At 68.0% G+C, this 21,967-nt stretch carries 19 protein-coding genes and 1 riboswitch; of the genes, 11 read left to right on the top strand and 8 right to left on the bottom strand.

The features are described from left to right. Positions 1-84: 84 nt before the first annotated feature. On the top strand, positions 85-1,584 hold the full coding sequence (locus U4Y88_RS26075; protein ID WP_321787353.1) for a DASS family sodium-coupled anion symporter: 1,500 nt from the start codon (positions 85-87) through the stop codon (positions 1,582-1,584). A gap of 176 nt (positions 1,585-1,760) precedes the next feature. After that, entirely contained in the window at positions 1,761-2,813 is a 1,053-nt protein-coding gene (locus U4Y88_RS26070; protein WP_224018325.1) for an Ldh family oxidoreductase, read from the top strand. 162 nt (positions 2,814-2,975) lie between these two features. On the opposite strand, the gene U4Y88_RS26065 is transcribed toward U4Y88_RS26070, so the two are convergent. After that, entirely contained in the window at positions 2,976-4,148 is a 1,173-nt protein-coding gene (locus U4Y88_RS26065) for a 4-hydroxybenzoate 3-monooxygenase (RefSeq protein WP_321787352.1), read from the bottom strand. A gap of 291 nt (positions 4,149-4,439) precedes the next feature. Here U4Y88_RS26065 and treF point away from each other — a divergent pair, with 291 nt between their 5' ends. The 3 genes from treF to U4Y88_RS26050 all read left to right on the top strand — a co-directional run bounded on the left by treF (position 4,440) and on the right by U4Y88_RS26050 (position 9,645). Next, a complete protein-coding gene (treF, locus tag U4Y88_RS26060) occupies positions 4,440-6,284 on the top strand; it encodes an alpha,alpha-trehalase TreF (protein ID WP_415774502.1) in 1,845 nt (614 codons plus the stop codon). A gap of 237 nt (positions 6,285-6,521) precedes the next feature. Further along, positions 6,522-7,493: a glycosyltransferase family 2 protein gene (locus tag U4Y88_RS26055; protein ID WP_321787348.1), complete on the top strand. Its 972-nt coding sequence runs from the start codon at positions 6,522-6,524 to the stop codon at positions 7,491-7,493. A 106-nt stretch (positions 7,494-7,599) separates the two neighbouring features. Continuing rightward, the gene (locus U4Y88_RS26050) at positions 7,600-9,645 is read left to right on the top strand and encodes a PAS domain S-box protein (RefSeq protein WP_321787346.1); all 2,046 of its coding nucleotides are present in this window, start codon (positions 7,600-7,602) and stop codon (positions 9,643-9,645) included. 28 nt (positions 9,646-9,673) lie between these two features. Here the strand turns inward: U4Y88_RS26050 and U4Y88_RS26045 are convergent, their stop codons facing one another. After that, positions 9,674-10,507, bottom strand: coding sequence for a class II glutamine amidotransferase (locus U4Y88_RS26045; RefSeq protein WP_224018304.1), 834 nt, complete (start codon positions 10,505-10,507; stop codon positions 9,674-9,676). Between the two features lie 95 nt (positions 10,508-10,602). Beyond that, on the bottom strand, positions 10,603-11,280 hold the full coding sequence (locus U4Y88_RS26040; RefSeq protein WP_224018306.1) for a MarC family protein: 678 nt from the start codon (positions 11,278-11,280) through the stop codon (positions 10,603-10,605). 270 nt (positions 11,281-11,550) lie between these two features. On the opposite strand from U4Y88_RS26040, the gene U4Y88_RS26035 reads away from it, so the two are divergent. Beyond that, positions 11,551-11,778 (top strand): DUF3311 domain-containing protein, encoded by a 228-nt coding sequence (locus U4Y88_RS26035; protein ID WP_321787344.1) that lies wholly within the window; start codon positions 11,551-11,553, stop codon positions 11,776-11,778. Then, positions 11,775-13,250, top strand: coding sequence for a sodium:solute symporter family protein (locus tag U4Y88_RS26030; protein ID WP_224018310.1), 1,476 nt, complete (start codon positions 11,775-11,777; stop codon positions 13,248-13,250). The genes U4Y88_RS26035 and U4Y88_RS26030 overlap by 4 nt, the downstream gene beginning before the upstream one ends. A gap of 56 nt (positions 13,251-13,306) precedes the next feature. Here U4Y88_RS26030 and U4Y88_RS26025 read toward each other — a convergent pair whose 3' ends face one another. From U4Y88_RS26025 to cbiE, 5 genes are all read right to left on the bottom strand, one after another. Further along, on the bottom strand, positions 13,307-13,816 hold the full coding sequence (locus U4Y88_RS26025; RefSeq protein ID WP_321787342.1) for a type II toxin-antitoxin system YhaV family toxin: 510 nt from the start codon (positions 13,814-13,816) through the stop codon (positions 13,307-13,309). Continuing rightward, entirely contained in the window at positions 13,813-14,166 is a 354-nt protein-coding gene (locus U4Y88_RS26020) for a type II toxin-antitoxin system PrlF family antitoxin (protein ID WP_310633502.1), read from the bottom strand. Before U4Y88_RS26020 ends, U4Y88_RS26025 begins: the two co-directional genes overlap by 4 nt. Before the next feature lie 131 nt (positions 14,167-14,297). After that, positions 14,298-15,029 carry a precorrin-4 C(11)-methyltransferase gene (gene cobM / locus U4Y88_RS26015; protein WP_321787340.1) on the bottom strand — a complete coding sequence of 244 codons (732 nt, stop codon included), beginning with the start codon at positions 15,027-15,029 and terminating at the stop codon, positions 14,298-14,300. Continuing rightward, positions 15,026-15,835 (bottom strand): cobalt-precorrin-6A reductase, encoded by an 810-nt coding sequence (locus U4Y88_RS26010; RefSeq protein ID WP_321787338.1) that lies wholly within the window; start codon positions 15,833-15,835, stop codon positions 15,026-15,028. The genes cobM and U4Y88_RS26010 overlap by 4 nt, the downstream gene beginning before the upstream one ends. Next, positions 15,832-17,076 carry a precorrin-6y C5,15-methyltransferase (decarboxylating) subunit CbiE gene (cbiE, locus tag U4Y88_RS26005; RefSeq protein ID WP_321787336.1) on the bottom strand — a complete coding sequence of 415 codons (1,245 nt, stop codon included), beginning with the start codon at positions 17,074-17,076 and terminating at the stop codon, positions 15,832-15,834. The genes U4Y88_RS26010 and cbiE overlap by 4 nt, the downstream gene beginning before the upstream one ends. Before the next feature lie 62 nt (positions 17,077-17,138). Continuing rightward, positions 17,139-17,333: riboswitch (cobalamin riboswitch) on the top strand. A 50-nt stretch (positions 17,334-17,383) separates the two neighbouring features. Between cbiE and cobG the strand changes: the two genes are divergently transcribed. Genes cobG through cobJ form a run of 4 tightly spaced genes read left to right on the top strand, consistent with a single transcriptional unit; the run spans position 17,384 to position 21,940 of the window. After that, a complete protein-coding gene (gene cobG / locus U4Y88_RS26000; RefSeq protein ID WP_415774501.1) occupies positions 17,384-18,826 on the top strand; it encodes a precorrin-3B synthase in 1,443 nt (480 codons plus the stop codon). Beyond that, a complete protein-coding gene (locus U4Y88_RS25995; RefSeq protein WP_321787332.1) occupies positions 18,819-19,445 on the top strand; it encodes a precorrin-8X methylmutase in 627 nt (208 codons plus the stop codon). Before cobG ends, U4Y88_RS25995 begins: the two co-directional genes overlap by 8 nt. After that, on the top strand, positions 19,446-20,201 hold the full coding sequence (locus tag U4Y88_RS25990) for a precorrin-2 C(20)-methyltransferase (RefSeq protein WP_321787330.1): 756 nt from the start codon (positions 19,446-19,448) through the stop codon (positions 20,199-20,201). Then, positions 20,198-21,940 carry a precorrin-3B C(17)-methyltransferase gene (cobJ, locus tag U4Y88_RS25985; RefSeq protein ID WP_321787328.1) on the top strand — a complete coding sequence of 581 codons (1,743 nt, stop codon included), beginning with the start codon at positions 20,198-20,200 and terminating at the stop codon, positions 21,938-21,940. The genes U4Y88_RS25990 and cobJ overlap by 4 nt, the downstream gene beginning before the upstream one ends. The last annotated feature ends 27 nt before the right edge of the window (positions 21,941-21,967 follow it).

The following is a 21,967-nucleotide window of genomic DNA, read 5'->3' as shown; positions in this document are numbered from 1 at the left end:
GATTCGCCTCGCGCGCCGCCGCCGCCCGCCTTGCATCGCTTCGCATCGCCTCGCGGCCCGCGACTTCCACCCGGAGTCCACGTCATGAATACAGCGAATCCGCAGGCCAGTTCACAGCCGACACCGGCGCCCAAAAAAGGCATCCCCATCGGCTTGATCGCGGGCGTCATCGCGCTTGTCATCGTGTTGCTGCTGCCCTTGCCCGCGAGCCTGCCCGCCGCCGGCCAGCGCATGCTCGCGATCCTCGCCTTCGCCGTGGTCGTGTGGCTGACCGAAGCCGTCTCGTACGAAGCCAGCGCGATCATCATCACCTCGCTGATGGCGTTTCTGGTCGGCACCGCGCCCACCATCGAGAATCCGGCCGTCGACTACGGCACCTCGAAAGCGATCAGCATGGCGCTCGCGGGCTTCTCGAACTCGGCGCTCGCGCTGGTGGCGGGCGCGCTGTTCATCTCGGCGGCGATGACCGTCACCGGCCTCGACAAGCGCATCGCGCTCGTCACGCTCTCGCTGATCGGCACGACCACGCGGCGCATCCTGATCGGCGCGGTCGCGGTGACCATCGTGCTCTCGCTCGTGGTGCCGAGCGCCACCGCGCGCAGCGCCTGCGTGGTGCCGATCATGGTCGGCGTGATCTCGGCGTTCGGCGTCGAGAAGCGCTCGAACATCGCGGCCGGCATCATGATCGTGGTGGCGGAAGCGACCAGCATCTGGAACGTCGGCATCCAGACGGCCGCCGCGCAGAACCTGCTGACCGTCGGCTTCATGGACAAGATGCTCGGCGCGCGCGTGACCTGGCTCGACTGGCTGATCGCGGGCGCGCCGTGGGCGCTCATCATGTCGGCGGTGCTGCTCGTGCTGGTGCTCAAGATGCTGCCGCCCGAAACCGACGCCATCGCGGGCGGCAAGGAAGCCGTCGAAAAGTCGCTGCGCGAGCTTGGGCCGATGACCGGGCCGCAGAAGCGCCTGCTCGGCGTCTCCATCGGCCTGCTGTGCTTCTGGGCTACCGAGGGCAAGCTGCACCCCTTCGACACCACCTCGGTGACCTACGTGGGCCTCGTGCTGCTGTTGCTGCCGCGCTTCGGCGTGATGGACTGGAAGACCGTGCAGAACCGCATCCCCTGGGGCACGGTGATCGTGTTCGGCGTGGGCATCAGCCTCGGCACCGCGCTGCTCACGACCAAGGCGGGCCAATGGCTCGGCGATCTCGTCGCGCATCACACCGGCCTCGACACGGCCGGCCCGTTCATGGCCTTCGCGATCCTCTCCGCATTCCTGATCGTGATCCACCTCGGTTTCGCGAGCGCGACCGCGCTCACGTCCGCGATGCTGCCGATCCTGATCGCAGTGCTGCAATCGATGTCGGGCGACTTCAACCGGCTCGGCGTGGCGATGCTGCTCGGCTTCACGGTGAGCTTCGGCTTCATCCTGCCGATCAACGCGCCGCAGAACATGGTGTGCCTCGCCACCGAAACCTTCACCGCGAAACAGTTCGCGAGAGTGGGCATCGTGCTCACGATCGTCGGCTATCTGCTGTTACTGCTGTTCGCGGCGACGTGGTGGCGCTGGCTCGGCTGGCTTTGATCGAACGATCGACGTTGACGGATTTTCATCGAACGAAACGCATCGGCCGACGTTCGTTAACCGAAGTTCATTAAGCGCAGTTCATTAACCGCAGTTCGTCGGCCGATTTCATCGCTATTTCACGGCGCCCCGCTGCACGCGGCCCGGGCGCCGCTTCACGCAACCAGGAGCCGCTGATGGAAGTCGCAATCGCCGATGCACGCCGCTTCGCCGTGGACGTGCTCACGCATCTCTCGGTGCCCGCCGATATCGCCGCCGATGTCGCCGATCACCTGATCGAATCCGACCGCGTGGGCTACGCGAGCCACGGCCTGTCGATCCTGCCGAACTACCGGCGCGGACTCGAAGCGGGTCTCGTGGTCGCCGACGGCCGGCCCGAGCGCGTGGTCGACCGCGGCGCGCTGATCGCCTACGACGGCCACACGGGTTTCGGCCAGCACGTGGGCAAGGTCGTGATCGACGACGCCATCGCCCGCGCGCGCGATCACGGCCAGTGCATCGTCACGCTGCGCCACACGCATCATCTGGGGCGCATGGGCCATTTCGGCGAGATGGTCGCCGAGCAGGGCTTCGTGCTGCTCGCGTTCACCAACGTCGTGAACCGCCCGCCGATCGTCGCGCCGTTCGGCGGACGCGAGCCGCGCCTCACGACCAATCCGCTCTGTTTCGCGGGGCCGCTGCCGGGCGGACGGCCGCCGTTCGTGGTCGATATCGCGACCAGTGCGATCGCCGTGAACAAGGCGCGCGTGCTCGCGGAAAACGGCCTCGAAGCGCCGCCGGGCTCGCTGATCGACGCCGACGGCCAGCCGACCAACGACCCGCACGTGCTGCAAGCCGATCCGCCCGGCGCGCTGCTGCCGTTCGGCGCGCACAAGGGCTATGCGCTTGGCCTCGTGGCGGAACTGCTCGCGGGCGTGCTGTCGGGCGGCGGCACGATCCATCCCGACAATCCGCGCAACGGCGTCGCGCATAACAACATGTTCGCGCTCGTGCTCGATCCGCAGGTGGATTTCGACGCGACGTGGCGCTCGCAGGAAGTCGATTCGTTCCTCGACTATCTGCTGAGCTGCCCGCCGCAGGACCCGGCGTATCCCGTGCAGTATCCGGGGCAATACGAGGCGAACAATCGCGCGCGGCATCAGACGACGATCGATCTGCCCGATTCCGTGCGCAAGCCGTTCAACGATCTGGCGGCGGAGTTCGGCATCGCGCCGTTGACGGCGATCTGAGCGGGCCGCGTTGCGCTTTGCGCCGATGTGCGTTGGCCTGCTTCTGGCGAATGCACCATGAAACAAGGGGCGCCTGAGCGCCCCTTGTTTTTTACCGCGAGTTTTACCGCGAGTTTTACCGCTGGATTTCCAGCAGATTGTCGTGAACGCGCGCGCCGCGCCTCAAACCGCGACCGCGCCGACGTAGTTCTCGGCCATCGCCATGGCCGCCGCGCGCGAGGTGGTGACGTGCTCCAGTTCCGCGACCTGCAAACGCTGCTCGAACGGCGAAGCATCGTCGAGGCGGTGCATCATGCGCGTCATCCAGTACGAGAAGTGCTCGGCGCGCCAGATGCGGCGCAGCGCGGTTTCGCTGTACGCATCGAGCAGATCGGTACGGCTTTCCTTGTAGAACGCGACCAGCGCCGCGGTCAGCACGCGCACGTCGGCGACTGCGAGATTCAGGCCCTTCGCGCCCGTGGGCGGCACGATATGGGCCGCGTCGCCCGCGAGAAACAGGCGGCCGTGCTGCATCGTCGTCGAAACGAAACTGCGCATGCCGACGATATTCTTCTGGAAGATCTTGCCCTCGACCACCTGATGCCCGTCGTGCGAGTCGACGCGCGCATGCATTTCGGCCCAGATGCGGTCGTCGGACCAGTTGTCGACGCTGTCTTTCGGATCGCACTGGAAATACATGCGCTGCACGTTCGGCGAGCGCGTGCTGACGAGCGCGAAGCCGCGTTCGTGACGCGCGTAGATCAGTTCCTCGGACGACGGCGGCGCTTCGACCAGAATGCCGAACCAGCCGAACGGGAACACACGTTCGTAATCCTGGCGCAGCGCCGCCGGAATCGCGGCGCGCGAGACGCCTTGCGAGCCGTCGCAGCCGATCACGTAGTCGCAATGCAGCGTGTGCTGCTCGCCTGCATGCTCGAAACGGATCGACGGCGTATCGGTTTCGATGCCGTGAATCGACGTGTTGCTGACGTTGAAGAACAGCTTGCCGTCCGCCTGCACGCGCGCGGCGACGAGGTCCTTGAGCACTTCGTGCTGCGCGTAGACGGTGATCGATTTGCCGGTCAGATCGGTGAGGTCGATGCGGCGGCGCTTGCCTTCGAACGCGAGTTCGAAGCCGTGATGCAGCGCGCCTTCGGCCTTCATGCGCGCGCCGACGCCGGCTTCGCTGAGCGTGTCCATCGTGCCTTGCTCGAGCACGCCTGCGCGGATCGTCGATTCGATCTGCTCGCGGCCGCGCATTTCGAGCACGACCGAGTCGATGCCGCGCAGATGAAGAAGGTGGGAAAGAAGCAGGCCTGCGGGCCCGGCGCCGATGATGCCGACTTGTGTGCGCATGCTGGTTGTCTCCGTTTGCATGTTGAGCATGTTGATTTTTCGCAAGTTTGGCGGGCGCAGGCGATATCGCGCAACGCGATATCGAGAATAGGGACTATCTTGATTACGAATAACGTACCGGAACGCGAGTTTCCGAAAGCGAATAGTTGGCGCCGCCGATGCCGATGGGAAACACGCCGCCGCGAGCGGCGTTTCCGATCGGCACGATAGTGAGCGGAAGTGAGTGGAATGGAAATTGCTGCACCGCGCCAGCGCCTTGTTACCGACCTCCTCGAAAAACGACCTCAAGCCATGCCGACTTCGTTTGCTTCGTCCGCTTCGTCCGCCTCTCGTCGCCCTTCCGCAGCAAAAGTTTTCCCGATTTCCGATTGGAAACCGCACACGAACTTGAAGCAGCGCGCCGCCGCGCTGTGCGTCGCGTTCGCGCTTGGATGCGCCGCGCAGGGCGCGGCGTTCGCGCAGGACGTGGCGCAATCCGCTGTGCCCGCCACAGCGCAAGCCGCTTCGCAACCCGCTTCGCAACCCGCCCAAGCCGCATCGGCATCGGCAGCGCAGCAACCCGCCGCCCTGCCGCTGCCGCCGTCCGAGCTGTACGGCCAGCTTTATCGCGACGTCGAACTCGCGCAGGTCTTTCCAGACAGCAAAACGTTCGCGGACATGACGCCGAACGAAGCACCCGCCAGAATCGTCGAGGAATACGAAATGTGGCGCGCCCAGCACGCCGGCATCACCGACGCCGACGCGCGCAAAACCGCGCTCCGGCAGTTCGTCGGGCAGCATTTTTCCGAAGCGAAACTCGCCACCGACCGCTATGTTTCCGATCCGAATCAGGACGTCGCGAGCCATATCGACACGCTCTGGAACGTGCTGCGCCGCAACCCCGATGCGGGCCAGCAGACGTATTCGTCGCTGCTGCCGCTGCCGAATCCTTACGTGGTGCCGGGCGGCCGCTTCAACGAGATTTACTACTGGGATTCGTACTTCATCATGCTCGGCCTGGAGGCGAGCGGACGTCACGATCTGACGCGCGACACGCTCGATAACTTCGCTGCCCTGATCGACCGCTACGGCCACATTCCGAACGGCAACCGCAGCTATTACCTGAGCCGTTCGCAGCCGCCGTTTTTCGCGCAGATGGTGGCGCTCGTCGCGCAGCGCGACGGCGACGCCGTCTACGTGCGCTATCTGCCGGAACTGCGCAAGGAATACGACTACTGGATGGCGGGCGCGGACACGCTCAAGCCCGGCGAGGCCGCGCAGCACGTGGTGCGGCTCGCGGACGGCACGCTGCTGAACCGCTACTGGGACGCGCGCGACACGCCGCGCGACGAGTCCTACCGCGAGGACGTGCTGACCGCGCAGGCCGCGCCGCAGCGCGAGGCCGCCGACCTCTGGCGCAATCTGCGCGCGGGCGGCGAAACCGGCTGGGATTTCAGCTCGCGCTGGTTCGCCGACAACCGCACGCTCGCGACCATCGACATCACCTCGCTCGTGCCCGTCGACCTCAACTCGCTGCTCGTCGATCTCGAACGCACGCTCGCGAAAGCCTACGGCCTGAAGGGCGACGCCGCGCAGGCCGAGGCGATGAGCCAGCGCGCGCAGCAGCGCAGCGCCGCCATCGGCCGCGTGCTCTGGGACCCGAAACTGCACGCGTTCGGCGACTACGACTTCGTGCACCACACGCTCACGCACCGGCTCACGGCGGCGACCGTCTATCCGCTTTACGCGGGCGTCGCCACGCGCGCGCAGGCCCGCCAGGTGGCCGCCGCCGTGCGCGCGGGCCTGCTGCGTCCGGGCGGACTCGCGACCACGCAGGTGTCGAGCGGCCAGCAATGGGACGAGCCGAACGGCTGGGCGCCGCTGCAATATCTCGCCATCGCCGGGCTGCGCCGCTACGGCGAAAACGCGCTCGCGCAGACCATCGCCACGCGCTGGATCGCGACCAACCTCGTCTACTATCGGCGCACCTTCAAGCTGGTCGAAAAGTACGACGTGAGCGCGGCGGCCGCGAAGGCTTCGTCGGCGGGCGGCGGCGAATATCCGCTGCAGGACGGCTTCGGCTGGACCAACGGCGTGCTGCGCGTGCTGCTCGCGATGTATCCGCATACCGAAGGGACGACGATTCCGGCGCGCTGATTCCGCCCCGCCGATCGTTGCACAGCACGCGGCAATCGCGCGGATCGCCGCGTCGAAACCCGCTCCGCAACGCAGCATCGGCACCCGCATCGCGCCGATACCCCGTTCATGCACCGCGCGCGTGCGCGGCCCCGGACCGGCCATGACGTGCACGCGCCGCGCCTTCGGCGTATGCTCGAACTCATGACCGCAGAGCGATCTGCATACTGGCCGCCGGCTCAAGCCGTCCGAACCGCCATGAACGCATCCGATCCCGCCTCAGCGTCCGAATCCGCGCCCCGCACGGGGCCGCGCGTCACCGTGATCGTGCTCACGCGCAATCACGTGCGCCAGACCATCGACACCGTCGCGCGCCTCACGGCGCTGCCCGAGCATCCGTACGTGATCGTCGCCGACAACGGCTCCACCGATTCCACCGTCAGCCTGCTCGCCTCGCTATTCCCGCAAGTGCGCATCGTCCAGGCGCTCGGCGACGTCGGCATGGCGGGCTTCAACCGCGCCATCGCGCTCGCGCCCACCGACTACGTCGCCTGCTGCGACGACAGCACGTGGTTCGCCCCCGGCGCGCTCGCGCGCGCAGCGCTGCTGCTCGACGAGCATCCGCAGGTCGCCGTGCTCAACGCGCGCGTGGTCGGCGACGACGAGCGCGAAATCCATCCGGCCTGCCTGATGCTGCACGCCACCTCGCCCGGCGTCGACGAGCAACCCGGCCCCACGCTCGCTGGCTACATGCCGGGCGCCTGCATTTTCCGCGCGGCCGCGTTCCGTGCGCTCGGCGGCTACGAAACGCGCCTATCGCACGGCGGCGCGGAAGAACTGGCCGCGCTCGACCTGCTCGCCGCCGGTCATTCGATCGTCTATTGCGAGCAGGCGCTCGCGCATCGCGAACCGCTCTACCGCGCCTTCACGCGCGCGCAGCACTGCACGTTCGCGCGCAATGCCGCCTGGGTCGCCTGGATGCGCCTGCCGATGCGCGACGCCCTCGCCGCCACGGGCCGCGCGCTGGCCGTGTTCGCGCGCCAGCGCTCGCTCGGGCCCGCCGGTTTCGCGCTGCTGCGCGGCGCGTTCTGGACGCTGCGCCGCCGCCGTCTCGCGCCGCCGCACGTCGTGCTGCTCACGCGCCAGGTGCGCCGCGCCGAGCGCCAGGTGCGCGCCGGCATTCCCGCCGTGGCCGAAAAGTACGACCGCGCGGGCCAGCGTGCGTGGTAAGCTGCGCCCGGACAGCGGCGCCCCGGCGAAGGGACGCCGGACCGCGCCAGGCGCGCGTCTTGCGCGCCCTGATCACCTGAGAGACCTCAACGCGACTACAAGGACCATGACGACGTCCGGCCCCGCCCTGCAACCCGACACCGGCCTCGCAGCTGAAGGCCATAGCGGACGCCGCTTCGAAGCGCTCGTGCAGCCGATCGAGGATTACGCGATCTTCCTGCTCGACCCGCGCGGCTATGTCGTGAGCTGGAATAACGGCGCGGCGCGCATCAAGGGTTACGCGGCCCACGAAATCATCGGTCAGCATTTCTCGCGTTTCTACACCGACGAAGCCAACGGCCGCCGCTGGCCCGAGCACGAACTCGAACAGGCCGCGCTGCACGGCCGCTTCAACGACGAAGGCTGGCGCGTGCGCAAGGACGGCTCGATGTTCTGGGCCAACGTCGTGATCACGGCGCTGCGCGAACAGGACGGTTCGCTCGCCGGTTTCGCCAAGGTCACGCGCGACCTCACGGCCGAGCGCCGCCAGGTCGAGGCGCTGCGCCTGTCCGAGGAACGCTTCCGCCTGCTGGTCGAAAGCGTCAGCGACTACGCGATCTTCATGCTCGATCCGCAGGGCCGCGTGGTGAGCTGGAACAGCGGCGCGACCAATCTCAAGGGCTATCGTCCCGCCGAAATCGTCGGCCAGCATTTTTCCGTGTTCTATCCGCCCGAAGCCGCCGCCGCCGGCGCGCCCGAGCGCGAGCTGCGCCGCGCCGCCGAGCTGGGCCGCTGCACCAACGAAGGCTGGCGCGTGCGCAAGGACGGCTCGATGTTCTGGGCCAACGTCACGCTCACGGCGATTCACGACATGCACGGCCGCCTGACCGGCTTCGCCAAGGTCACGCGCGACATGACAGAAAGCCGCCGCACCGACGAGCTAGAACATTCGAGCGAGCAGATGAAGCAGTTCCTCGCGATGCTCGCGCACGAGCTGCGCAATCCGCTCGCGCCGGTGCGCAACGCCATCGCCACGATGCGGCTGATGCAGGCGAGCCCCGAAATCGAACAGGCGCGCGACCTGATCGACCGGCAGATCGTGCATCTCACGCGGCTCGTCGACGATCTGCTCGACGTGGGCCGCATCACCTCCGGCAAGATCGAATTGCGCGAGGCGCCGCTCGATCTCTGCGAAGTCATGAAGCACGCCGTCGATGCCGCGCGGCCCTTCACGGCGGCGCGTCGCCAGCAGGTCGAGGTCAACATGCCCGACGCGCCGCTGATCATGACCGGCGACCACACGCGTCTCGTGCAGGTGCTCCAGAACCTGCTGCACAACGCCTCGAAATTCTCGCCCGACGAAAGCCGCATCGTGATCGACACGCATCGCGCGGGCCGTACGGTGCAGATCCAGGTGCGTGACGAAGGGCGCGGCCTGCGGCCCGAAACCTTCGAATCGATCTTCGGCCTCTTCAGCCAGGACCGCTCGATGCCGGGACCGAGCGAGAACGGACTCGGCATCGGCCTGATGCTGTGCCGCTCGCTCATCGAACTGCACGGCGGCACGATTTCGGCGACGAGCGCGGGGCCCGGCACCGGCAGCACCTTCACGATCCGGCTGCCGCTGTCGCGCGCGAGCGCGCAGGCCATGAGTGGTGCGAATCCGCTCGGCGACGGCCTGATCAGCACGGTCGAGCCGATCGCGAGCGCGCAGGACGCCGCCGCGCCGCTGCGCGTGCTCGTGGTCGACGACAACCGCGATTCCGCCGACAGCCTCGCGATGCTGCTGGAATTGAAGGGCCACGACGTGCGCGTGGCCTATAGCGCGACCCAGGCGCGCGAATGCGTGAGCGACTTCACGCCCGACGCCGCGCTGATCGACATCGCCATGCCCGAGATCGACGGTTATGCCGCGCTGCGCTTCCTGCGCGCGCACGCGCCGCTCGCGCATACGCTGTTCGCCGCGATGACCGGTTTCGGCCAGGCCGCCGACATCGAACTCACGCGCGCGGCGGGCTTCGAGATGCACCTGGTCAAGCCCGTCGATACCTCGCTGTTCGACGAAGTGCTCGCGCGCGCCGCCGTGCGCCGCGCCGCGCTTGCACCACTCTCGCCGCTCACGCCACTATCGCCGCTCACTCCGCCTTCATCCTCGTCGTCTTCGTCGAGCTGAAGCCGCGACGGCGATTTCAGCCCTTGTTTCAGGGCATTTTCGGCACGAAATCGCGATACTCGATCTGCGCGCCGCGCACCACGATCGCGGTCGATTCCGGCACTTCGGACCACACGCCCGGCAAATCGACAATCGGCTCGGACACGAGCAGATAGGCATCCTCTCCCACCGCATCGATACGCGGATCGTCTGGATACAACTCGCGCAGATGCTTGAACGAATTGCTATGAAACAGCGAACGCGAATTGCGCTCGCTCGAATAGCGCACGGCCACGATCTGCTCGCCGTCGCTCGCGCAAACGGTCATGTTCAGCGCCTGCTCGATACCGTGCGCCTTCGCCGTCGCCTCGACGAAACCCGCCATGCGCTCGAGCGCGAGCACGGGATCGAGTTCGAGGCCGAAGGTCATCGCCAGATAAAACATCGCCTCCGAATCGGTCGAACCTTCGAGCGCGTTGAAACGGCCCGGATCGATCGCGACCAGCAACTCGCGCCGCACCAGCGGAAAACTCTCGATCAGCCCGTTATGCGCGAACATCCAGCGCCGATGCCGGAACGGATGGCAATTGGTTTCCTGCACGGGCGTATGCGTGGCGGCCCGCACGTGCGCGATGAACATCGGCGCGCTGACGGCCCGCGCGAGTTCGCGCAGATTGCGGTCGTTCCAGGCCGGATGCACGCTGCGGTAACGATACGGAATGTCGTCGGGACGCTGATACCAGCCGAGCCCGAAGCCGTCGCCATTGGTCGTGGTGGCGCCGAGCTTCGAATGCAGACTCTGGTCGATCAGCGAATGGCGCGCGCGAAACAGCATGGTTTCGAGCGGCACGGGGTTGCCCGTGTAGGCGAGCCAGCGGCACATGATTGCACTCCTTCATCCGGCGAAGTCGAGGCGATGCGGGCGTGTTGCGGGCGTGTTGCCGACGTGTTGCGAACGGCCAGGCTCACCCAGGCGGATCAGTTCGCGTGAAGACCGGCGATCGGCGTGAGAAAGCCCGTCAGCCCGGTGAGTATGATCTGCACGCCGATACACAGCAACAGGAACGACGACACGCGCATCGCCACGCGCGTGCCCTCCACGCCGAGGTAATGCGCGAGGCGCGCGGCGCGGCTGTAGACGTAATAGATCACGAGCATCACGAGCACCGAGATCGCCACCGACGCGATGCTCGACAGCAGCCACGCCGACAGCTTGTGCGTGCGGTTCGCGTTCAGCGCGATGGCCGTGGCGATCGAGCCAGGACCGGTGGTGAGCGGAATCGTCAGCGGAAAGAAAGCCTTGCCGGTCGCCGACCACGCGCTCACGGGCTTGATGGCCGGATCGTTCGCCACGGGCGGCTCGGGTTCCGGCGCGTTGAGCATCTGCCAGCCGCTCACGGCCACCGCGAGCCCGCCGCCGATCCGCAGCGCCTCCATCGAAATGCCGAAGAAGTGCAGGATCGGCGTGCCGACGAAAAAGGCCGCGAGCAGCACGAAACACGCGTTGGTCGCGACGCGCTTGGCGAGCAGGCGGCGCTCCTCGTCGGTGAGCGTCGAGGTGCGGTCGAGAAAGACGAACGCAATGCCGATCGGGTTGATGATGCTGATCAGTCCGGTGAACCCGAACAGGATGTCTGAAATGAGGCTCTCGATCATAAAGGCGATCCGGTAAGGCCCCACGAGGGCCAGGCTGCGAGCAGTGTACCCAAAGCGGTGCGCGGCGTGTCCCGACGGTGCCGGATCGTGCGCCCGGGCGTCGCCTGAAGTCCGGCGCGCTTGACGCGACGCAGCAACGGCGGGCACAAGCCATGCGCGTCGCAAACGATAAATCGGGGATTTTTGGCGGCTTTACGGGGCAAATTCGCAGGCATAGAGTGGCGGGACCGCACCCGGACGCAACGTTTGCCTTCTTCCAAAGGAGTCGCCATGTCACTGAGGTTGCTTGCCGCCCTGCCTTTCATCGGCATTCTGCTGGGCGTGCCGTTCGTGAACCATACCGAGCCGCTCGTGCTTGGCATGCCGCTCGTGCTGGCGTGGATCGTCATGTGGGTCGTGCTGACCTCGGTGATCATGGCGATCGTCTACCGGCTCGATCCGTCGAACCGGCTCGTGCAGGACGGCGAATCCGACCTGCGACGCGAGGTGCGATCATGAGCGCGCTCGTCATCATCGCGGCCATCACGGTCGTGGCGCTCGTGCTGGGCATGCGCGCGCGGCGCGGCCACGACATGAGTCTCGAACAGTGGTCGGTGGGCGGACGCAGCTTCGGCACCGCATTCGTGTTCCTGCTGATGGCGGGCGAGATCTACACCACCTTCACGTTTCTCGGCGGCAGCGGCTTCGCGTACGGCAAGGGCGCGCCGGTCTATTACATCCTCGCTTACGCGACGCTCGCGTACATCCTCTCGTACTGGATGCTGCCGCCGATCTGGCGCTTCGCGAAGCAGCACCGCCTCGTTTCGCAGCCGCACTTCTTCGCGCGCAAATACAACAGCCCCGCGCTCGGCGTGCTGGTCGCCTGCGTGGGCGTGCTCGCGCTGGTGCCCTATCTCGTGCTGCAACTGAAGGGGCTCGGCATCATCGTGACGACGGCCTCGTATGGCGCGATTTCGTCGACGGCGGCGATCTGGATCGGCGCGGCCGTGGTGACGGCCTACGTGATCGTCTCGGGCGTGCGCGGCTGCGCGTGGAATTCGGTCGTGAAGGACACGATGATTCTCGCCATCGCCGTGTTCCTCGGCATCTATTTGCCGATCCATCATTACGGCAGCCTCGGCGACATGTTCCGCGCCATCGACGCCGCGAAACCCGGCTTCCTCACCTTCCCGGCGAAGGGCCAGAGCGTGACGTGGTTCCAGTCGACGGTGCTGCTCACGGCGCTCGGCTTTTTCATGTGGCCGCATACGTTCGGCTCGGTTTACACCGCGAAGGACGACCGCATTTTTCGCCGCAACGCGATGATCCTGCCGCTGTATCAGCTGATCCTGCTGTTCGTGTTCTTCTGCGGATTCGCGGCCGTGCTCAAGGTGCCGGGCCTCAAGGGCGGCGACATCGATCTCTCGCTGTTCCGCCTCTCGCTGCAAACCTTCGATCCGTGGTTCGTGGGCGTGATCGGCGCGGCGGGCGTGCTCACGGCGCTCGTGCCGGGCTCGATGATTCTGACCACAGCGTCGACGCTGCTCGCCAACGACGTCTATCGCGGCGCGATGATGAAAAGCGCCGACGACGCACGCGTCACGCAACTCGCGCGCATGTTCGTGCCGGTGATCGCACTGGTGGCCGTGGGCTTCACGCTCAAGGGCGGCGATACGATCGTCGCGCTGCTGCTGATGGGCTATAACTTCGTGACGCAGCTGTTTCCCGCGCTGGTGTGCAGCCTCGCGCCGCGCAATCGCGTGACGAAACAGGGCGCGTTCTGCGGGATTCTCGCGGGCGCGCTGGTGGTCGCGCTGACCACGCTGATGCACGTGAGCGTCGCGCAACTGATTCCGTTCGCGCCCGATGCGCTCAAGGACATCAATATCGGCTTTCTGGCGCTCGGCGTGAATATCGTCGTGCTCGCGGCCGTGAGCGTGGTGACGCAGCCGCGCACGCATGCGGATCATGAGCCTGCGGGGGCGCATTGACGACCTGAACGTCAGACGCGAAAAAGGCCGTTACAAGACGGCCTTTTTCATTTTGCTCACTTCGCGGACCCCGCCGCTTTCGTCAGCCTCGACGTTGCGGCGCGGGCTTCGACCAGCAACGTATCCCAATCGTCGGGCGGCCGCTTGCGGTCGAGCATCTTGCCGAACACGCGGTACGCATCGCTCGCCGAACCATAGGCGCGTTTGGTCTCGTCGTCGTTAACCCAGCCGAGAATGAGGGTGCGGCTCGGCTTGTGAAAACGAAAAAACAATCGATATTGCTGGAAAAATTTCGCCCGGAACCAGTGCTTGCGGCCATCGCCCAAGGTGTCGCCCTGCCGGTATTCCGGCTTCTCGGGATCACCGGGGATCAGTTCCCATGCGAGCTTCGCGATAGCCGCGAGCCGTTTCGCGGCATTTTTCCTGACGTACTCTTCCGGCAGCTTGCGTTTGAGCGATTCCACTTCCTCAATCAGCGATTCGAGCTGATCGAGAAAGCATGGGTGAGCGAAGATCGCCCATCCATTGACCACGAGGATGGGCGTTTGCTCCGGCGCGGCGGTCATTCGTCATCCGGCGAAAGCGCCGCGTCGAGATCGATCTCGACGCCTTGCGTCAACGCCTGGACGCGCGCCACATAAGCCGGCGGAAACGAGCGCAGCGATTCCGGCCGATGCTGGATCTCGCGCGCGAGGAAATCGAGAAACGGCGCGAACGCGGGATCTTCTTCGTCCTCGGGCGCCGCGCGCTCCATCACGACCTCGCCCGAGGCTTTGACCCTGTAATGAATCTTGTCGCGCTTGCCGAGTTTCAGCGCGCGCCGGATCGGCTCGGGCACCGTGGTCTGGTAGCGGTCGGTCAGCGAAGATTCCGCTTCGACCACGAGGTCCGCGTCGCTCACAAAAGAAGAGGCCATGATCGACTCCCATTGCTTCAGTTCGTCACTGTCTGCAATGGTAATGCAGTCGCATTGTCAAGGCAATGCAAATGCATTGTCGCCGGTCAAATCGCGTCAAGCCCAGCCAAACGCACGAGAAAATGCGTGCCTTATCGCTTCCCCACCCCATACAGCTTCGAATCCGCGAATCCTTCCGCGCCCAGCACACGACCAACCAGAATCAGCGCCGTGCGCTCGATATCGGTGGCCTGCACTTTCTCGACGATATCCGCGAGCGTCCCCGTCACGCGTTCCTCATCCGGCCAGCTCGCGCGATAAACCACGGCCACGGGACAATCGTCGCCGTAATGCGGACGCAGTTCCTCGACGATCCGCGCGATATGGCGCACGCCCAGATGAATCGCCATGGTCGCGCGATGGCGCGCGAGATCGCCGAGCGCCTCGCCTTCGGGCATCGTCGTTTTGGTCGCATAGCGCGTGAGAATCAGCGTCTGCGAAATGCCGGGCAGCGTGAGTTCGCTGCCGAGCGTCGCGGCGCACGCCGCCGTTGCAGTTACGCCCGGCACGATTTCATAAGGAATCCCGAGTTCCCGCAAACGACGGATCTGTTCGCCGATCGCGCCATACAGCGACGGATCGCCCGAATGCACGCGCGCGACGTCGTGGCCCGCGCGATGCGCCGCGTCGAGCAGCGCCACGATCTCGTCGAGCGTGAGCGGCGCGGTGTCCACGACCTGCTGCGCGCGATGGCCGTCGAGCACGGCGGGCGGCACGAGCGAACCCGCGTAGAGAATCACGGGGCACGTGCGCACGAGGCGCTGGCCCTTCACGGTGATCAGTTCGGGATCGCCCGGACCCGCGCCGATAAAGTAGACGGTCATGCGTTGAAATCCTGCTGGTTAATCGGATAAAGCGGAGATAGCGGAGATAGCGGAGATAGCGGAGATAGCGGAGAAACGAAAGCGCGGATCGCGTCGATGGCTTCCTGCGGCGCGTCGAATTCGCGCTGCGCGGGCGGCAGCGCCGGACGCCGCATCATCACCACCGGCAGGCCGCGTTCGCGCGCGACGGCGAGCTTCGCTTCGGTGGCCGCCCCGCCGCTGTTCTTGCTGACGATCACGTCGAAGCGCCCCGCCTCGAACAGCGCGCGCTCGCCTTCGGGCGTGAACGGTCCGCGCGCGTCGATCACCTCGGCGCGCGCGTGGCCGGGATGCGCGTCGAGACAGCGGATCGTCCAGTGTTGATGCGCCGGGATTTCGTCGAGATGGGCGAGCGGTTCGCGGCCGAGCGTGAACAGCGGACGCGCAAACCCGGCGAGCGCGTCGATCACGCCGCCCCAACCGTCCACGGCGCGCCAGTCGTCGCCCGCTTGCGGCTGCCACGGCGCGCGGCGCAGCGCCCAGTACGGCACGCGCGCGTCGGCGCAGGCCTGCGCCGCGTTCGCGCTGATGCGCGCGGCGTACGGATGCGTGGCGTCGAGCACGAGCGCGATCTGTTCGTCGGCGAGATAACGCGCGAGCCCTGGCGCGCCGCCGAAGCCGCCCACGCGCACGGCGCACGCGAGATCGGCGGGCACGCGGCCCAAACCCGCGAGGCTGTAGACGTGCCCGGGTGCGAGCGTGCGTGCGATGCGCAGCGCGTCGCCGGTCCCGCCGAGCAAAAGAATACGAGGCGCGCGCGCGTTCATGGCTTGCGCACGTCGTAGAGCGTGACGGGCAGCGCCTGACGCCAGGTATCGAAACGCCCGAGCGGTTCCGCCTCGCCGATGCCGATGCGCGTGAGCGTGCCGCCGTGCCGCGCGCGCCACGCGACGAGCGCCGCCTCGCTCTGCACCGTCACGGCGTTGGCGACGAGACGCCCGCCCGGCGCGAGCCGTTCCCAGCAGGTGTCGAGCACGCCCGGCACCGTCACGCCGCCGCCGATGAACACGGCATCCGGCGCGGCGAGGCCCGCGAGCGCATCGGGCGCGCGGCCCGCGACGAGTTGCAGCGCGGGCACGCCCAGCGTGTTGCGGTTGTGCTCGATGAAGCGCTGGCGCTCGGCGTTCGCTTCGATCGCGATCGCGCGGCAAGCGGCATGCGCGCGCATCCATTCGATGCCGATCGAGCCGCTGCCCGCGCCCACGTCCCAGAGCAGCGCGCCCGGCGTCGGCGCGAGGCGCGCGAGCGTGAGCGCGCGCACGTCGCGCTTGGTGAGCTGGCCGTCGTGCAGGAAGGCGTCGTCGGGCAGGCCGGGCGTGAGCGTCCAGGACTGCGCCGCGCGTGCGCCATCGACGTCATCCGCTTCGCATTCGAACGCGACCAGATTGAGCGCGGCGCTCTCCTCGACTTGCCACGCATCGGCGCGGCCTTCGATGCGGCGTTCGAGCGCACCGCCCAGATGCTCGAACACGGTCAGACGCGTCGCGCCGAAACCCTGCGCAACGAGCAGCGCGGCGAGCGCGGCGGGCGTGCGGCCATCGGCGCTCAGGGCGAGCACGCGCGAGCGCGTGAACAAATGGCGGCGCAGCGCGTCGAGCGGACGGCCGACGAGCGACACCGCCGCCACGTCCTGCAAGGCCCAGCCGAGCCGCGCCGCCGCCAGCGACAGCGACGAGGGCGCGGGCAGCACGTCCATCTCGTCGATCGGCACATGGCGCGCGAGCGTCGCGCCCACGCCAAAACACATCGGATCGCCGCTCGCGAGCACGCACACGCGCCCGTGACCGTTACTATGAGACTCACGCAGCGCCAGCAGCGGCGCGACGCTGAACGGCTGCGGCCAGGCCTCGCGGCGCGCGCCCACGCGCGCCGGCAGCATCGCGAGATGCCGCTCGCCGCCCGTCACGACATCCGCCTCGAACAGCGCGCGCCGCGCGGCGCGTCCGAGTCCCGCGTATCCGTCGTCGCCTATGCCGATCACCGTCAGCCACGCCCGCCTGCCCTGCATCCGATCTCCGTTTCGGGTTGCGCGCGCGCCGTTTCGTCTCGCGGAGCGCGCTGGAAAACGGGCATAATACCGCTTCCGCCGGCGCCGGACGGGCCTGAAAACCTCGACGGCATAAAAGGGAACACAGCAAAACTGTGGCCGCCCCCGCGACTGTGAGCAGCGAGACCGCATCCACCCGAGCCACTGGTTTTACCGGGAAGGCCGATGCAGCCGCCGACCTGCGAGCCAGGAGACCTGCCGGCCGAACGACTGTTCGTGCGAGCCCATGCCGGGCGGGGTGTACCGGCGGCCATCGTCCCGCCAGCGCATGTCGCGCCGGGGCGGTCCGCCTCGCGCGACGCAACCACGGTGTCCCTTGAATCACGACTCGAAGCCCGCTTCGTCCCCTGCCACGCTTGCCGAGGCGCGCCGCTCGGCGTGTCCGGGGCTCGTGCGCGTCGTCGCGGCGCGTGACGGCGGGCTGTGCCGCATCCGCCTGCCCGGCGGCGTGCTGAGCGCCGCGCAGGCGCACGCCATCGCGCACGCGGCGCGCGCGTTCGCCGACGGCACGCTCGAACTGACCAACCGCGCCAACGTGCAGGTGCGCGGCGTGCGCGCGGGCCAGGAAGCGGCGCTCACGGCCGCGCTCGTCGCGGGCGGGCTCGGGCCCGCGAACGGCGTGCAGACGCCCGACAATCTCTGCGCCGCCGACGAACTGCGCAACCTGATGCTGAGCCCGCTCGCGGGCCTCGATCCGCACGCGCTGTTCGACACCGCCGCGCTCGCCGCGCCCCTCGTCGCGATGCTGCAAGACGAGCCGCGTTTCGCGGCGCTGTCGCCGAAATTCGCCGTGCTGATCGACGGCGGCGAGCGGCTCGCGGCGCTCGATCATCCGCACGATATCTGGCTCGCGGCCACGCGCGAGCACGGCGAAACGCGTTTCGCCTTCGGCCTCGCGGGCTGCCCCGACGACGGCGCGCTCGGCTTCATCGCCGCCGCGCACGTGCAAACGCTGATCCGCGCGCTGCTGCATGCGTTTCTCGATCTCGCCGCGCCCGATCAATTGCGGATGCGCGATGTGGTCGCCACGCACGGCGCGGCCGCGGTGCTCGACGCCGCGCAACATCACGCCGATATCGCGATCGCGGCTCCGCAGCCCGCCGCCGATGAACACGCGCCATCCGCATGGCGACGCCCGCGCGTCGATCTCACGCAACGTCTGGGCGCACACGCGCTGCACGCGAACGGCGACGGCTACGTGGGCGCGCAACCGCCGCTCGCGCGCCTCGACGCCGCCACGCTCGACGCGCTCGCCGACCTCGCCGAACGCCACGGCGACGGCACGCTGCGCATCACGCCGTGGCAAGGCGCGCTGGTGCCGCACGTCGCGCGCGACGCGCTGATTCCCGTGCTCGACAGCCTGCGCGCGCTGGGCCTGAGCGTCGATGCCGCCGATCCGCTCGCACGCACGATCGCCTGCACCGGCTCGGCGGGCTGCGCGAAAAGCCGCGCCGACACCAAGGCCGACGCGCTGCGCCTCGCGCCGCATCTGCCGCCGCACGTGCAGGCGCACCTGAGCGGCTGCGAGCGTTCCTGCGCCGCCGCGCATCGCGCGCCGTTCACGCTGCTGGCCGCCGCGCCGGACCATTACGACCTTTACGAACGCGACGCGAGCGCAGCCGGTTTCGGCCGCCTCGTCGCGCGCCACCTGACCCTCGAAGCCGCCGCGCACGCCATCGCGCAGCGGCCCCGGAGCCTTTCCGATGTCTGATTACATCCGCGACGGCCAGGCGATCTATCGCGAGTCGTTCGCGACGATCCGCGCCGAAGCCGATCTCGCACACATTCCCGCCGACCTCGAAAAACTCGCCGTGCGCGTGATCCACGCCTGCGGCATGGTCGACATCGCCGCCGACCTCGCGTTCTCGCCGGGCGCAGGCGACGCCGGCCGCCGCGCGCTCGCGCAAGGCGCGCCGATTCTCTGCGACGCCAAAATGGTCGCGTTCGGCGTCACGCGCGCGCGCCTGCCCGCCGACAACGCCGTGATCTGCACGCTCGACGATCCCGCCGTGCCCGCGCTCGCGCGCGAACTCGGCAACACGCGTTCAGCCGCCGCGCTCGAACTGTGGCGTCCGCATCTCGAAGGCAGCGTCGTCGCCATCGGCAACGCGCCGACCGCGCTGTTCTATCTGCTCGACATGATCGCGGCCGGCGCGCCGCGTCCCGCGCTGATTCTCGGCATGCCCGTGGGCTTCATCGGCGCGGCGGAATCGAAAGCCGCGCTCGCCAGTTCGACGCTCGGCGTGCCGTTCGTGGTCGTCCGCGGACGGCGCGGCGGCAGCGCGATGGCCGCCGCCGCCGTCAACGCACTCGCTTCGGAGACCGAATAAATGTCCGAGCACGAACACAATAACGAACCGCGCATCGGCCGCCTGCATGGCATCGGCGTCGGTCCCGGCGATCCCGAGCTGCTCACGCTCAAGGCGCTGCGGCTGCTGAAAGCCGCGCCCGTGGTCGCCTACTTCGTCGCCAAGGGCAAGAAGGGCAACGCGTTCGGCATCGTCGAGTCGCATCTCGGCCCCGAGCAGGAACGCCTGCCGCTCGTCTATCCGGTCACGACCGAAGCGCTCGAACCGCCGCTCTCGTACGAAACCATCATCGCCGACTTCTACGACGGCGCCGCGCGCACCGTGGCCGCGCATCTCGACGCGGGCCGCGACGTCGCCGTGATCTGCGAAGGCGATCCGTTCTTCTACGGCTCGTACATGTATCTGCACGACCGCCTGGCCGCGCGCTACGACGCCGAAGTCGTGCCCGGCGTCTGCTCGATGCTCGGCGGCGCGGCGGTGCTGGGCGCGCCGCTCGTGTACCGCAACCAGAGTCTCGCGGTGCTCTCGGGCGTGCTGCCCGAAGATCAATTGCGCCGCCGTCTCGCCGACGCGGACGCCGCCGTCATCATGAAGCTCGGCCGCAACTTCGAGAAAGTGCGCCGCGTGCTCGCCGATCTCGGTCTCGCGAAGCGCGCGCTCTATGTCGAGCGCGCGACCATGGCGAACCAGCGCATCGTGCCGCTCGACGACGTCGATCCGATGGCCTCGCCGTATTTTTCGCTGCTTGTGGTGCCGGGGGAAAAATGGCAAGCATGAACGCCGAGTTGCGTCCGCCCGCCGTGATCGTGCTCGGGCCGGGCGCGCTCGCCACGGCGCAGCGCGTGAAGGCGCTGTACGCGCACGCGCAGATCCACGCGCTGCAGGACCGCGCGCAAGGCGACGTCGCGTTCAGCGAACTCGGCGAGCATCTGCGCGAGCTGTACCGGCGCGGCACGCCGCTCGTCGCACTGTGCGCGGCGGGCATCGTGATCCGCTGCCTCGCGCCGCTGCTCGCGAACAAGGGCGCGGAGCCGCCCGTGCTCGCGCTCGCCGAGGACGGCAGCGCGGTCGTGCCGCTGCTCGGCGGCCTGACCGGCGTGAACGTGATGGCGCGCGAGATCGGCGCGGCGCTCGGCATCGCGCCCGCGATCACGACCAGCGGCGAATTGCGATTCGGCACCTGCCTGCTCAATCCGCCCGACGGTTATGCGCTGTCGAGTCTCGCGCAGGGCAAGCGCTTCGTTTCCGATCTGCTCGCGGGCGACGCGACGCGCATCGAAGGCGACGCGCCCTGGCTCGATCACGTCGATCTGCCGCGCGACGCGGCGGCCGCGCATGCGATCCGCGTGAGTCCGCATGTCTGGGACGGCGATCCCGCGCAACTCGTGATTCATCCGCGCAGCGTCGTGGCCGCCGTGCGCGCATCGAACGAACGGCTCGCCGATCACGTGCAGGCCGCGCTCGACGAACGCGGTCTCGCGGCGGCCTCGCTCGCGGCGCTGCTCGCGCCCGCCGCGCTGATGGGCGACGCGTCGCTCGCGCAGGCGGCGGCGGTGCTGCATGTGCCGCTGCGCTTTGTCGATCAGGCCGATGCGGCCAATGTCGCCGATGCCGATCACGACAACGCATCACGCCTGATCGAAGCCCTGAAGCTCGACGACGCCACGCTGCACGCCGACGACACCCACGGCATCGCGCTCGCCGTCGCGCGCGCGCCGCTCGACGCGGCCACGCTCGGCCAGGCGCGCGGCAAGCTCACGGTGCTCGGTCTCGGGCCGGGCCGCGCCGACCTGCTCACGCCGATGGCGCGCGCCGCGCTCGACGACGCGACCGACCTCGTCGGCTATGCGACCTACGTCGACATGGCCGGCCCGCAGCGGCCCGGCCAGCGCCGCCACGCCACCGACAACCGCGAGGAATTGCAGCGCGCGCGTCACGCCTTCGAACTCGCGTGCGAAGGCCGCCGCGTGGCCGTGGTGTCGTCGGGCGATCCCGGCGTGTTCGCGATGGCCGCCGCCGTGCTCGAAGCGCTCGAAGGCGCCGACGATCCGCGCTGGCAGCGTGTCGAGTTGCAGATCGTGCCGGGCGTCTCGGCCGCGCTCGCCACCGCCGCGCAGGCCGGCGCGCCGCTCGGCCACGACTTCTGCATGCTCTCGCTCTCGGACAATCTGAAGCCGTGGGCAGTGATCGAAAAGCGTCTGCATCACGCCGCGCTCGCGGACCTCGTGATGGCCTTCTACAACCCGATCTCGCGCGCGCGTCCGTGGCAGCTGGACCGCGCGCTGGAGATCGTGCGCGCGGTGCGCGCGCCCGCCACGCGCGTCGTGCTGGGCCGCGACGTGGGCCGCCCCGGCGAGACGCTGCGCACGATGACGCTCGGCGAACTCCAGTCGTCGGATGTCGATATGCGCACGATGGTGATCGTCGGTTCCTCGACCACGCGCGGATTCGCCCGCGAAGGCACGCATGAAGCGCTGAGTGAATGGGTCTACACGCCGCGTTTTTATGCGGAATAAATCGCGATATCGACCGTTGAATCCGCA

This window comes from Paraburkholderia sp. J94 (assembly GCF_905220285.1).
Lineage (GTDB): Bacteria > Pseudomonadota > Gammaproteobacteria > Burkholderiales > Burkholderiaceae > Paraburkholderia > Paraburkholderia tropica_A.
Note: the sequence above shows the minus strand (reverse complement) of the source record. Positions and strands in the feature narration are given on the sequence as shown.